Origin of the sequence: Frankia sp. ACN1ag (assembly GCF_001414035.1) — a bacterium.
In the GTDB taxonomy this organism is placed as follows: domain Bacteria; phylum Actinomycetota; class Actinomycetes; order Frankiales; family Frankiaceae; genus Frankia; species Frankia torreyi.
In genome coordinates this window covers 176,347-189,156 of record NZ_LJPA01000002.1, presented here as the reverse complement: position 1 = coordinate 189,156, position 12,810 = coordinate 176,347, and the positions used below count along the sequence as shown (strand labels likewise).

Below are 12,810 nucleotides of genomic sequence, written 5' to 3'. Positions count from 1 at the left end.
TGTCCCACCCCTCACTCGGATGCGGAGCCTGGACCGCGCCTCGGTGCTCTGGCGCGGGTCGGTCGGAATCAACCTGGCACAGGGTCACCTCCACCTGCGCGGCCCGAAGGTGCCCGAGCGGTCGGTAACGGACCGACCATGGTCGTTACCATCCCCGGTGCACCCACCTGTCGCCGAACCCGGAGGTCCGCGGGGGAGTGGACCCAGGGCGGCCGGGCTTCCCGGTGTCGGAAACCCGTCGGCGGTGGCCCGACCGTCCGTCGGTCTCGTTGAAGTGGCCGCCTGGAATCCGTAGCGTCGGCGTCCGTCCGCGAGGTTCACGCGGGCATGCGCGGGGCCGGTGCGGCCCGCTCCGCCGCACCGGCCCCGCTTCGTCCATTCCGCCGCACCGACCAGGGAGATGCGGCGGAATGGACGGTCTGTTGTCAGCCGATCATCGGATGGTCATCGGCTGACGAGTCCCAAGGAGGCCTTGAAGCGCTCGGCGTAGATGTCCGCCTGGCGCTGCCCGGACAGTTCCTGGATGGACCTCATGATCTGCTCGGTCGCGGCCCGCTGCGCCAGCCCGGTCCGTTCGCCCGTCATGCGCGGGAAGTTCAGCGGCGTGCCGAACCGGACCTGGACGCGTCCAGCGCGGGGCAGCCGCCGGTCCATGGGCAGGACCTGGAAGGTACCGATCAGCCCCACCGGGATGACGGGCACACCGGTCTCCAGCGCCAGCCGCGCCACGCCGTGCTTGCCGCGGTACAGCCGACCGTCCGGTGAGCGGGTCCCCTCCGGAAAGATCCCCAGCAGGCCGCCCCGGCTCAGCACACCCGCGCCGGCCTGCAGCGCCGCGGTCGCCTTCCGGCGGTTGCCGCGGTCCACGGCGATCTGACCGGTCGCGGCGACGAACATCTTCCCCGCCATACCCTTCAGGCCCGGCGTGGTGAAGTACTCACTCTTCGCCAGGAAGGTGATCCGCCGGTTGGACGCGATCGCGAGGAACGCGGCGTCGAGCACCGAAAGATGGTTGCCGGCGATAATGGCAGGACCATCAGTCGGAATGTTCTCGAGACCTTCGACCAGTGGATGCCAGAAGACTTGGCATATCGGGCTCAGTACCTTCTTCATGCAGGCGTAGGAGATTCTCGACCAGGCATCGACCCGGTGCGTCGCCGGGACCGCGATCGTGGTGCCCCGCTGTGCGGGCACGAGTTGCGGAACCGCGGTGTCGACCTGTCGAACCATGGTCTGAGCCTGAGGCATTGCCGTACCACCTTCGAGATTGGCCCCCCGGCATTCCCTCCCGTCAGTGGTACGCCGCCGGAGCCGATCCCCCTCACGCGATCCGCTCGACCACAGATCTGGATTCCGGGTACTGAATGCCGCCCCGTCGACGACCACACCTTTCCTTACCCCCGTACGGGGGTATTTCGGAATCGAGGACCTCCAGGAGGTCTAGTTTTGAGGTAGCGACCCGGGACGTCCTCGCCGTGCTGCACGTCCGGCCACGCGGTCGTCTCGGCGCCGTCGTGCGATCACCGGGCTGCCGGGAGATCCACCGTTGCGGGGGATCCTCGAAGGGAGCGTCATGCCGTCGTTCGCCGATTCGGCGCAGCAACGCGAATCCCGGACTGACCGGGTGGCGTATGCCGCGCTGCCACGCGGACGCGATGAGGAAGATGAATGGGTGGGTCATCTACCTGCGGAAACAGGAACCGGTGGCGCTGGCCCACCGCGAGTGTCGCGCCGGGTCATGGCCTCGGTGGCCTCCATGGCCGGCGTTCCCGCTCCTCCGCGTTCCCTGTTCACGGTCGCGGCGGACGCGGCCGTGCTGCACCGTGGCCGGCTGCTCGCGGCGGCCTGCCTGCTCGTGGTGGTCCTGCTGCCGTGGAACGCCGGGATCTACCATCAGCTCGCCACCGGCGGCTTCTACGCGCCGGGGGACTCCTCGACCCAGGCCGAGCAGCTCCTCGATGCGGAGTTTCCCGACGCGCCCCCAAATGTCGCCGTCATGCTCACGTCGGACGCCGGGATCGACGGCCCGACGCCCGTCCACCTCGGCCGCGAGCTCACCAGGCAGCTCGCGGCGGAGAACGGGGTGACCTCCGTCCTGTCGTACTGGCCGAACGGCTCCGAGGCGGGCAATCCGCTGCTGCGCGCGAAGGACGGTCGCTCGGCGCTCATCGTGTTCCGACTCACCGGATCCGAGGATCACATCCAGGATCGCCTGAGCGTGCTGCACGAGCGGTACTCCCACGTGGGGCCGGGCGTGCAGGTCCGCTTCGGGGGCGCCCCGGCGGTCATGCGAGATGTCACCGAACGCAGCCGGGTCGACCTGGAGCGCGGAGAGACGACGGCTGCCCCGCTGGTTTTCCTCGTTCTGCTCTACGCCTTCGGGACGGTGGCGGCCGCCCTTCTACCGGTGCTGGTCGGCGTGGTGTCAGTGGTGTCGAGTCTGGCACTGTTGCGGCTGGCCGCGACGCTCACCGACGTCTCCGTCTTCTCGGTGAACCTGACCACTGCGCTGGGCTTCGGCCTTGCGGTTGACTACAGCCTGTTCATCCTCCGACGGTTCCGGGAGGAGCAGGACCGTGGCCTGTTCCCGGGCGCGGCGCTACGCCGCACGCTGGAGACGGCCGGGCGCACGGTGTTCTTCTCCGGCGTGACCGTGGCGCTGTCGCTGACCGCGGCCCTCGTCTTCCCGCTCTACTACCTGCGCTCGTTCGCCTTCGCCGGCATTATCGTCGTCGTGACCTCGGAGGTCGCGGCGCTACTCGTGCTGCCCGCAGCGCTGATGGTCCTGGGGGACCGCCTCGATCGTGGGGACATCCGCGCGGCGTTGTCCCGGCGGCTAGGCACCGGTGGGCGCCGCCCTGTCGGTACCCGCCGCGCGGGTGGTCACCGCTCGCGGGAGGTCTCCGCTGCCGGCCGTGGCTGGACGGCACTGGCCCGCAGGGTCATGCGCCGGCCACTGCTGTATGGCGGCGCGGCCGTCGCCATCCTGTTGATCTGTGCCGCGCCGCTGCGCCACCTCAATCTGGCGTTGGCCGACGACACGGTGCTGCCGGCCACCGCGGAATCCCACGTCGTGAACGACGCGATGCGCGACGACTTCATCGTCTGCCTGCCCTGCCAGATTCCCATCGTCGTGCCGGGGGTGGACGCGCGCGACCCGGTCAACGCTGCCAAGCTGACCGATTACGCGACTCGACTGTCCGCGCTCCCGGGTATTGCTCGCATCGACACCGTGACCGGCAGCTTCATGCAGGGAAAGCGGATCGGTGAGGTACCCAAGGCGCCGACGGGATATGTGGGCACCCACGGTGGCGCCTGGCTGTCGGTGTGGCAGGGCGACACTTCTCCGGTGTCCAAGGAGGCGAAAGACCTGGTCCGGGAGCTGAAGGCGACCCCGGCCCCCTTCGGTGTCCTCATGGGTGGTCTTGCTCCCCATTTCCTGGACACCTCGCGCACCATCCTGCACCGACTTCCCGTCGCCTTCGCGGTTGTGATGGCCGCCACCTTCATCCTGTTGTTCCTGTTCACCGGCAGTGTGCTGCTTCCACTCAAGGCGATGTTCCTGAACTCGCTCAACCTCGCCGCGACGATCGGCCTGCTCGCCTTCGTCTTCCAGGAGGGTCACCTTCGCGGCCTGGTCGGCGACTTCCAGGTCTCGGGAACGCTTGAGATGACGAGCCCCGTGCTGATGTTCTTCATCGCCTTCGGGCTGAGCATGGACTACGAGATCTTCCTGCTCGCCCGCATCCGTGAGGAATACCAGCGCACCGGCGACAACAAGGAATCCGTGGCCATCGGTCTGGGAGTGACCGGCCCGCTGATCACCAGCGTGGCGCTCGCCCTCGTGGTGGTCATGGTCGCGCTGTCCACCTCCCACATCAGCATGATCAAGCTCGTCGGGGTGGGCCTGACCGTCGCGATCACGCTCGACGTCACCGTCGTGCGGGCGATCCTCGNTCCGGCGTTCATGGCTCTCGCCGGCAAGTACAACTGGTGGGCTCCGGCGCCGCTGCGGCGCCTGCACGACCGCTTCGGTCTGCGCGAGGACTCCGGCGAGGCGGCTGTCGGCGTCGGTCCGGGTGGCGGCCCGCACGCGGTGCCGGGGCAGTCCGGGCTGGCCGAGGTGAACGGCGTGGCCGCGCCGGCCGGCCGTGGGGGCGGGTACGGCGTGTTGGCCTATGGTCTGCCCGGCCCGGGCTCATCGGGGTCGACACACCCGGGCGCGGGGCGGGGCGGGGCGCCGGGGCGGGGCGGGGCGCAACTGCCCGTCGGCACGACCGATCGGCCGGCCGGTGTCGCCGGTCCCGAGGACGGCGATCGTCGGCTCCCGGCGGTGCCGTCGTATGCGGCCTACGTGACCAACAGCGGCCCGGCCACGGGCGGACAGCCCGACCCGGGGGTCAGGATGACCACGAAGATCACATATCAGCGAGGGCGTGCTGAGGCCGCCCGGTGGGACAGGCCCGGGACCGCCCAGGCGCCGACCTGGCACTACTTCCTGCGTAACCGCTGGCGGGCAGACGGCTCCGCTCCACAGATCGTGACCGGGACACGCGGGTTCGTCATCGATGGCATCCAGGTGGACGACCCCACGGTCCTCGACGCGGACGCGCACCGCTGATACACGGATAGCCCGTCCGGGCCAGCCTCTGGCCGGAGACGGCCCCGCGTCCACTCCCGGCCGGCCGTACCGGGCTGCTCCGGGCCCCTCCGCGCCTGGTCCGCGCCCGACCGCGCCGGCTGGCCTGCTGGCGGGCCCGGCCAGCCAAGGCTATCGGCCGGACCCGCGAGCCCGTGCCGTCTCGCGGCGGTTGGCCTTCTGTACCGCGCCGACGAGCTCACTCTTCGACATCTTCGACCGACCTGGAATGCCCAGCTCACGGGCGATCGCACGCAGATGGGCGAGGGATGCGTGCGCGTCCACACCCTCTGCCGTTTCCCCGCCCGCCAGGGAGTCAGGCGGCTTCCTGGCAGCCTGTGTGTCCGAGGGCCCGGGCCGCGCCTTCGGCTCCCAGTGATCGCCGACCTTCTCGTGGGTGTGCTTGAGGGCGGCGAAGGCCGCTCGATGCGCACGCTGGCCCTCGCCGTACGTCCGGACCGCCGAGTCGTGGGTCTTCTTCCAGGTCCGGACGGCTTTGTCGGCCGAACGGGCGATCGTTGACGGCACCTCGGCGCGCATCCGGTCGGCCTGCGCTTGGGGATTCTCCCGCTTTCTCACGGCCATAGCCCTCGTCCTCCCTACGGCTCCTGTCGCTGGGGACGGCCTTCCCGCCACACGCCGACTCAACGGCCCAAGGAGAAGGGGACTTCTCGGCCGCTGCAGCGGCCCGTACGCCGCCCAGCAGGTTGCCACTCCGTCCGGGCAGCTCCGGGTGCATCCCGGCGGGCCGGTCGGGGGCGATCCGGAAGACCACGTGGCCTGGCTCGAACCGGCCGGCGCTTCGATACACAGGGTGATGCTCTGACTGTCGTAGCGTGCCCGCTGACCCGACCGCGTGAACACGGAGGACGCCATGCCCGCCGCCGATCCGCCCCGCCGCCTGCGCGACCCGGCCCCTCCCTCCCGGCGCAGGATCCTCGTCCTGGCCGGTGCGGGCGTCGGGGGGTGGGCGGTCATGGAGTTCGCTGGCGCTCCGGTGGCGGCGAGCACCGTCGGCCTGCCGGCCGCGGCCGCCGCGGGCCCGATGGGCCCCGCGGGTACCCGAGTGGTACTCATCCCGCGGACGCTGAGCGCGATGTCAGTGGGAACGGGCCCGGCGAGCCCGGCCTTTCGCATCGGCTACCTGGCGGTCCGCTGGAGCCGTCCCAGCGGCACGGGCCCCGGGGCGGCGGTCGGGCGAGGGAACGAAGGTGCCGCGATCCGCCTACGGCGGGCGAACGGTGGATACGGTTCATGGAGCCCGCTGACTGTCGGCTGCCCCGCGGAGCGGGACGACCGACCGGCCGGAGCCTCCTCCGCTCATGCGGTCCTGATGGGGGCCAGGACCGCCACCGGCTACGAACTTCGGGTGCCGCAGGGAGCCTCCGGAGTGGCCGTCACGGCGCTGAACACGACGTCCGGCCCGTGCCGGCGACTGACGGTTCCCGATGTGACGGCCCAGGCCGCCCTCGCCGCCGTGGCCGGACTGGCCGTCGCGGCCGAATCGAGGAGCCCGGCGCGGGCCCGAGCGGTGCCACGGCCGCGGCGCGCACCCCTCGCTGCGGCGGGACCGGTTCCGGCGGCCGGACCCGAGCCGGCGGGCCAGGCTGCTGCGCCGCAGTCCGCATCCACCGCATCCACCGCACCCGGGGGTTCGGCGCCGTCGGCCCTCGGCCTGCTTTACCTGCCTCGAGCGGCCTGGGGCGCCGATGAGTCGCTGCGGCTCGATCCCGCCACGGGCCAGCCCTGGCGAACGACCTACCATCCGGGCCAGGTGATCACCGTGCACCACACCGTGACGCCGAACGACGATCCGGACCCGGCCGCGACCGTGCGGGCGATCTACCATTTCCACACGGTGGAGCGCGGCTGGGCGGACATCGGCTACCACTTCCTCATCGACGAGGCGGGCGCCCTCTACGAGGGACGCTGGTCCGGGACCGACGGGGTTCCCGGCCACCGTCCGGACGGCCAGGTGGTCACCGGCGCGCACGTCGGCGGATTCAACGCCGGCAACGTCGGAGTCGCGCTGCTCGGCGACCACCGGACCCGGGCCCCGACGGCAGCCGCGCGCCGCTCGCTCGTGCTGGTTCTGCAGGCGCTTTCCGGCGCCCACAGCCTGAACCCCGTCGGCAGCGTCGACTACGTCAATCCGGTAGGCGGCGCCCGACGCCGGGTGCCGGCGATCAGCGGGCATGGTGACTGGATGGCCACCGAGTGCCCCGGAGCGGTCCTGTACACGGCGCTGGACGCCGTCCGTCTGGAGGTCGCCCAAGCGCTCCTGTGAGCCGACCGCGTCTGGAGTGTCGGGTCCGGGGTGTCGGATCCGGAGCGGGCCGCATGACCCAGGCCGGTCGGCCGGGCGGGCTGGGTCATGCGGCTGGTTGAGGGATCAGGCACGCCAGCCGGCGTAGACGGCGAACCGGCCGTTCTTGACGATGCAGTCGACCGGATCGAAGCCGGCCCCGGTCAGCCAGGCGAGCTGGTCGGCGAGCGGCGCGCAGCGGTCGAAGGCCATCCGGCCCAGGGCGGCCTGCCATTCCGCGTCGTCCGAGCCCGCCGCCCGCGCATGCCGCTCGTGCATCTCCTCGTACTGGCGGGTCAGGGCCGGGGCCGGCCCGGCGACCTGCTCCAGGTTCACGAAGAGACCGCCCGGACGCAGTGCTGTGTGCACCCGTCGGAACAGGTCCCGCTTGCCGGGATCGTCGAGGTGATGGATGGCGAGCGCGGAGACGACGGCGTCGTAGGGGCCGGGCGGCAGCGCCGTGGAGAGGTCGGCCACGGTGGCGGCCTCGACGTTTTTAGTGGACAGCCGAGCCTGCGCCTTGGCGAGCATGGGGGCGGCGCCGTCGAACAGGTGCAGGCGTACCCCGGGCGCCGCGGCGACCACGGCGATGGCCAGCAGGCCGGTTCCCGCGCCGAGGTCGAGCACCCTGGGTCGAGTCCCGCCAAGCCGCGCCACCAGGTCGCCGACCGTCCCGTACAGCAGGTCGAACGAGGGGACGAGGCGGCGACGCTCCGCGTCGTAGGTGGCAGGATCCCAGACGGGTGTCTCAGAATATGAGATTGCTGTCTCACTCATTGGACAAGCGTACGACGTGACCCGACCAGCCCGCAGTCGATCCGCCGCGGGCGCGGTACTCGCCCCCGCCAGCCTGGCGCTCGCGCGGGCGGGGGCGGGTACCGCCAGTGCTCAGAACGCGAGGCTGATGCCCGTTCGCCGGCCGCCCTTGGTCAGGCGGGCATACGCGGCCGCCCCCTCGGCGGCGGGGTAGGTCTCCACCTCGCGGAGCGCGATCTCCCCCCGCGCGATCGCGTCCATGATCGTGGCGAGCGTCCGGCCGTCCCCGTGGACGTTCAGAGCATGAGTGGCCACCCCGGCCCGTGGCGCCGGGGTCGAGGGCGGGGTGAGCCCGACGAAGGCGCCGCCGGGCCGGACCAGATCGATGATCGACTCGCCGAGCAGGGCGGCATCGACGACGCCGTCCACCCCGTCGGGGAGCACCGCGCGCACGGCGGCAGCCGGCTCGTCGGTGCGGGCGACGAAGATCTCCGCGCCCAGTCGCCGGACCGCCTGCTCGTCCTCGGGTCCGGCGATCGCCACGACGCGCGCTCCGGTGCCGGCGGCGAACTGGACGGCGAAGGCGCCCACGGCCCCCGCCGCCCCGGTGACGAGGACGGTGGCACCCGCCCCCCGGTGCAGCTCCGTCACCGCCTGATGCGCCGTGAGCGCGTTGAGCGGGACGGTCGCGGCCAGTGCGGGAGCCATCGCGGGCGGGCGCGCGGCAAGGAGGTCGGCCGGCAGCACGACCTGCTCGGCGTGGGCCCCGCTCCGCGCACCGACCCAGTCGATCAGGGCGACGACCGCCGTGCCGACCGGCCATCCCGTCACCCCCGCACCGAGCGCGTCGACGACACCCGCCAGCTCCCACCCGGCGATTACCTGCGGCGGCTGCTGGGTGGACAGCGCGGCGAAACCGCCGGCGCGGATGAAGGGATCGACCGGGTTCACCCCCGCGGCCTCGACCCGGACCCGGACCTCCCCCGGGCCGGGCTCCGGCGTCGCAAGCTCCGTCAGGGGCAGCGGGCTGGTCTCGCCGTAGGCCGGGATCATGAGCGCTCGCATCGGTTGTCCTCCGGTTCGGTGCCGCAGCGGGTGCCGCGGCGGTGGTCCGAACGCTACGAGCGTGAGTATCCTTTAGGTAGTAGTTACCCGAGAGTTCCCTAGTTTCCTGGAGGAATCTCTATGGCAACCCGGACGGCGGCGCAGCGGCGGGCCGAGGCGAAGGAGGCCTACGACGCCTTCATGGCGGCCTGCCCGTCTCGCAAGGTGTTCGAGACGCTCAGCGACAAGTGGGTCGGCCTGGTGCTGGCCGCGATCTCGGCGGGACCGCGCCGGTACGGCGAGCTGAAGACGGAGATCGCCGGGGTCAGCCCGAAGATGCTCACCCAGACCCTGCGGACGTTGGAGCGCAGCGGGTTGATCGACCGGACGGTCACCGCGTCGGTTCCCGTGCGCGTCGACTACGAGCTGACGGCACTCGGCCGTGACCTCTATCCCCTGATCACGCCCCTCAAGGCCTGGGCCGAGAACAACGTGGACGCGATCCGCGCGGCGGAGCAGGCGTACGACCTGCGTACCTCCGCGCGGCAGCCGACGGCCGTCACGGGTGCGACGGCCGTCATGGATCCGGTGGATACCGGTGCGCTCAGCGCACCTCGGTGAGGGTGCCCTTCTCGACCGAGTAGACGAACCCGCGGACCGAGTCCTTGTGCGGAATGAAGGGGCTGGCCGTGATGCGGGCGATCGACTGCCGGACGTCGTCCTCCAGGCTCGTGAAGGTCTCGACGGCCCACGGTGGGCGAATGCCCGTCTCCGCGGCGATCTGCGCCTTGAACGCCTCGTCGGTGAACGTGAGCATGCCGCAGTCGGTGTGGTGGATGAGGATGATCTCTCGGGTTCCCAGCAGCCGTTGGCTGATGGCGAGCGACCTGATCTCGTCGTCGGTCACCGCCCCGCCCGCGTTGCGGATCACGTGTGCGTCACCCTCCGTCAGGCCCAGCACGCCGTAGACGTTCAGCCGGGCGTCCATGCACGCCACGACCGCGACCCTCAGCTTCGGGGGCAGCGGCAGGTCTCCGGCGGTGAAGTCGCGGGCGTACTGGGCGGCGTTGCCGAGTAGGTCGTCGGTGGCGGTCATCTCGATGCTCCAGACGGAGTTCGGGCGGCCTGCCGCATGGCTGGCGGTGGTGCCGCGATGAAGGTGGGCGGCATTGCATGATCCGCGGCGCGGCAGACCCGCGATGCTTCGGCCAGGGACGACGCCGAGCGATGCTCGACGGGCCGTGCGCGGGTGCCGGGGTGGGGCCCGTCAGGCGAAGGAAGCCGAGCGGCCGCTGGAACAGAGGGCGGTGGAGACGAGCAGCAGGTCGACGTGCCGTCTGTGCACCAGCGGAGGCGGAGTCGGCATGTACGAACCGAAACATGAGGGAGACCGTTCCGCCAACCATGAGGATAAGTGACCCATGTCACATCCCCATCGTGGGGCTGAACACACTCGCCGGTCATGGCGTCCGAGCGGTCGGCAGCGAGCCGACTCGCGGTCCCATCGCGGCGTCAGGCGCCGAGATGCTCCGTCAGGAATCGTTCGATCCGGACCCAGGCATCGGCCGCGGCGACCGGCTCGGGCCCGATTCCGGCGGTGCGCAGCACCGGGTGCAGGAGCCGCGGGCCGCTCGGGGTGCCGTCCGGCCGGGCGCTGAGGAACGCGTGCCCGGCCGTCGGGTACTCCTTGACGTCGTGCGGGACGCCGGCCCGGTCCAGTGCCGCGGAAAGTCGGCCGGCGGCCCCGCGTAGGGTCCGGTCCCGGCCGCCGTAGCTCGCCACCACCGGGCACGCCGCCCGCAACGAGGCGTCGAGCTTGCGGGGAAGTGGACCGTAGTTGATCGCCGCGACCTCGAAGCCCCGGCCCGCGCTGAGCAGGGCGAGGCCGCCACCGAGGCAGAAGCCGATCACGCCCACCCTTCCGTTGCATGCCGGCAGGGCGGTCAGCCACCGCCGTGCCGCCTCGATGTCGTCGAACGCCCGTCCGCTGCCGGAGGACATCGCCCGCACCGTGGCCACCAGGCAGCGGCGGGCGCCGCCCGCGCTGAACAGGTCCGGGGCGAGGGCGAAGTATCCGAGGCCGGCGAGGCGGTCGGCGATCGCGCGCACGGTCTCGTCCAGACCCCACGCCTCGTGCAGCACGATCACGCCGGGACGCAGGACACCCTTGGCGGGCGGCGCGTCACCGGGGGCCAGGGCCGGGCCGACGGCGGCCGGTCGGGCCAGGTACGCGCTGAGGCCCGGGGAGATGTCCAGAACGTCAGCAAATCCTGACAAGTTGACCGTCGTCACGATGTCCACCCCTCGTCCGCCGGTCGCGCGGGCGACACGGTACCGCGCTTCGCGGCGTGCGCGGGGTTGGTCGTCCCGGCTCGGCCGTCGCGGCGGCGGATCGCCCGGCGAACGCCATGGTTGAACGTGCTGTGCTGCACGTCACATTATGTGCTCTTGACCGAGGAAAGCCGACCTACTCAGAGTGAAAAGGGTGCGCACCTCGCTGCTGTTGACGTGCCGCCGCTGCATCGATTTCGGACGCGCCGAATCCAGCCGCTGTCGTTGATGCGGAGGTAACCGGCGTTTCCGCGTGAGCCGGGAGCCGGAAGCCGTCCGTGCGGGGTGTCCGGAATCCTTCGCCTCCAACCCAGGCCCAGCGCCTGCGGCTCAGGCCCCACGACCGCCGCGAAAGTTCTGCGCCTGCAGCTCGAAAGCCCTGCGCCCGCCGTTCGCCTGCCGGTTCCCATCGTCCGCCGGTTCCCATCGTCCGAGGAGTGCCCGTTGCGTCTCGTGCAGGATTGCGCCCGATGACCCCCCGCCCACCGCTGCACCTCGCCCTCGCGCTGGACGGGGCCGGCTGGCATCCGGCAGCCTGGCGGGAGCCGCGCGCGCGGACCGCGGAGCTGTTCGACGCCCGGTACTGGACCGACCTGGTCCAGGAGGCCGAGCGTGGCCTGCTCGACTTCGTCACGATCGAGGACTCCCTCGGCCTGCAGTCGGACCGGTTCGACGGTCCGGACGCCCGGACCGATCGGGTTCGCGGCCGACTCGACGCCGTGCTCATCGCCGCTCGTGTCGCCCCGCTGACCTCGCGGATCGGTCTCGTCCCGTCGATCGTCGCCGGGCACACCGAGCCCTTCCACATCTCCAAGGCCATCGCGACGCTGGACTACGTCAGCTCCGGGCGGGCCGGGGTCCGGGTGCGGGCCGGCACCGGCGGAGNCGAGGCCGACCTGTTCGGCCGGCGGACGATCCCCGGGATCGCGGCGGCGGACCTGGAGCGGCCCGAGGTCGTCGCGCTGATCACCGAGTTGTTCGACGAGGCGGCTGACTATGTCGAGGTCGTGCGCCGGCTCTGGGACAGCTGGGAGGACGACGCCGAGATCCGCGATGTCGCCACCGGTCGGTTCGTCGACCGGGACAAGCTGCACTACATCGACTTCGCGGGACGCTGGTTCAGCGTGCGCGGGCCCTCGATCGTGCCCCGCCCGCCGCAGGGCCAGCCGCCGGTGACCGTCCTCGGTCACGGCACGGTGCCCTACCGACTCGGGGCGCGCCAGGGCGACGTCGTCTATGTGACGCCTCGCGACGCCGACGACGCCCGCCGGATCGTCGAGGAGATCCGGGCCGAGCAGGACGCGGCCGGTCGGGGCGGCGAGACCGTGCACGTGTTCGCCGATCTGGTCGTCCACCTCGCCGACTCGGCGGCACAGGCCGCCGACAACCGCGCCCGGCTCGACGAGTGGGCCGGCGAACCCCAGGTCAGCGACGCGCTCATCGTCGCCGGTACCCCCGGGGAACTCGCCGATCTCCTGCTCGACTGGCAACCGGCCGGGCTGTCGGGCTTCCGGCTGCGTCCGGCGGCCATCCCGTACGACCTGGAGGGCATCACCTGGGGGCTCGTCGGCGAACTCCAGTCCCGCGGGGCGTTCCGCACCGCCTACGAGGCCACCACACTGCGGGGCCTGCTTGGCCTGCCCCGACCCGCCAACCGCTACGCCGCAGCCGCCGCAGCAGCAGCCGCCGCCGCCGTCTAGTCGGCCGCCGTCCAGCCCGCCGCCGGCAGAGCCGG

At 71.7% G+C, this 12,810-nt stretch carries 9 protein-coding genes and 3 pseudogenes; 6 read left to right on the top strand and 6 right to left on the bottom strand.

From position 1 onward, the window contains the following. Nucleotides 1-444: 444 nt before the first annotated feature. Complete coding sequence (locus UK82_RS02275) at nt 445-1,386, bottom strand: 1-acyl-sn-glycerol-3-phosphate acyltransferase (RefSeq protein WP_236705389.1); 942 nt, start codon at nt 1,384-1,386, stop codon at nt 445-447. Nucleotides 1,387-1,573: 187 nt separating this feature from the next. Between UK82_RS02275 and UK82_RS02270 the strand changes: the two are divergent. Beyond that, nucleotides 1,574-3,956: pseudogene (locus UK82_RS02270) on the top strand (MMPL family transporter); the annotation flags it as partial. A 1-nt stretch (nt 3,957) separates the two neighbouring features. After that, nucleotides 3,958-4,621 (top strand): annotated as a pseudogene (locus UK82_RS41300) (MMPL family transporter); the annotation flags it as partial. A gap of 150 nt (nt 4,622-4,771) precedes the next feature. Here UK82_RS41300 and UK82_RS02265 read toward each other — a convergent pair. Beyond that, nucleotides 4,772-5,224, bottom strand: a complete 453-nt coding sequence (locus UK82_RS02265; protein ID WP_173667225.1) for a ChaB family protein — start codon at nt 5,222-5,224, stop codon at nt 4,772-4,774. 271 nt (nt 5,225-5,495) lie between these two features. On the opposite strand from UK82_RS02265, the gene UK82_RS02260 reads away from it, so the two are divergent. Then, on the top strand, nt 5,496-6,926 hold the full coding sequence (locus tag UK82_RS02260; protein WP_236705388.1) for an N-acetylmuramoyl-L-alanine amidase: 1,431 nt from the start codon (nt 5,496-5,498) through the stop codon (nt 6,924-6,926). Between the two features lie 105 nt (nt 6,927-7,031). Here the strand turns inward: UK82_RS02260 and UK82_RS02255 are convergent, their stop codons facing one another. Both UK82_RS02255 and UK82_RS02250 read right to left on the bottom strand, forming a co-directional pair. Then, on the bottom strand, nt 7,032-7,721 hold the full coding sequence (locus tag UK82_RS02255) for a trans-aconitate 2-methyltransferase (protein WP_044884519.1): 690 nt from the start codon (nt 7,719-7,721) through the stop codon (nt 7,032-7,034). Nucleotides 7,722-7,832: 111 nt separating this feature from the next. Next, the gene (locus UK82_RS02250; RefSeq protein ID WP_055406158.1) at nt 7,833-8,765 is read right to left on the bottom strand and encodes an NADP-dependent oxidoreductase; all 933 of its coding nucleotides are present in this window, start codon (nt 8,763-8,765) and stop codon (nt 7,833-7,835) included. Nucleotides 8,766-8,885: 120 nt separating this feature from the next. Between UK82_RS02250 and UK82_RS02245 the strand changes: the two genes are divergently transcribed. After that, complete coding sequence (locus UK82_RS02245) at nt 8,886-9,365, top strand: helix-turn-helix domain-containing protein (RefSeq protein ID WP_044888433.1); 480 nt, start codon at nt 8,886-8,888, stop codon at nt 9,363-9,365. Here the strand turns inward: UK82_RS02245 and UK82_RS02240 are convergent. Both UK82_RS02240 and UK82_RS02235 read right to left on the bottom strand, forming a co-directional pair. Further along, the gene (locus UK82_RS02240; RefSeq protein ID WP_044888434.1) at nt 9,349-9,840 is read right to left on the bottom strand and encodes a carbonic anhydrase; all 492 of its coding nucleotides are present in this window, start codon (nt 9,838-9,840) and stop codon (nt 9,349-9,351) included. The two genes, UK82_RS02245 and UK82_RS02240, sit on opposite strands and share 17 nt — an antisense overlap. Before the next feature lie 416 nt (nt 9,841-10,256). Further along, a complete protein-coding gene (locus UK82_RS02235) occupies nt 10,257-11,036 on the bottom strand; it encodes a dienelactone hydrolase family protein (RefSeq protein ID WP_242422976.1) in 780 nt (259 codons plus the stop codon). A 509-nt stretch (nt 11,037-11,545) separates the two neighbouring features. Between UK82_RS02235 and UK82_RS35070 the strand changes: the two are divergent. After that, nucleotides 11,546-11,960 (top strand): annotated as a pseudogene (locus UK82_RS35070) (LLM class flavin-dependent oxidoreductase); the annotation flags it as partial. A 1-nt stretch (nt 11,961) separates the two neighbouring features. Next, nucleotides 11,962-12,775: LLM class flavin-dependent oxidoreductase (locus UK82_RS02230; RefSeq protein ID WP_236705386.1), on the top strand; the 814-nt coding region annotated here is incomplete at its 5' end. Nucleotides 12,776-12,810 lie beyond the last annotated feature (35 nt).

Coding starts and splice junctions, on each gene's coding strand:
- UK82_RS02245 (WP_044888433.1), top strand. CDS start 8,886: ATGGCAACCCGGACGGCGGCGCAGCGGCGGGCCGAGGCGAAGGAGGCC.
- UK82_RS02255 (WP_044884519.1), bottom strand. CDS start 7,721: ATGAGTGAGACAGCAATCTCATATTCTGAGACACCCGTCTGGGATCCT.
- UK82_RS02250 (WP_055406158.1), bottom strand. CDS start 8,765: ATGCGAGCGCTCATGATCCCGGCCTACGGCGAGACCAGCCCGCTGCCC.
- UK82_RS02240 (WP_044888434.1), bottom strand. CDS start 9,840: ATGACCGCCACCGACGACCTACTCGGCAACGCCGCCCAGTACGCCCGC.
- UK82_RS02265 (WP_173667225.1), bottom strand. CDS start 5,224: ATGGCCGTGAGAAAGCGGGAGAATCCCCAAGCGCAGGCCGACCGGATG.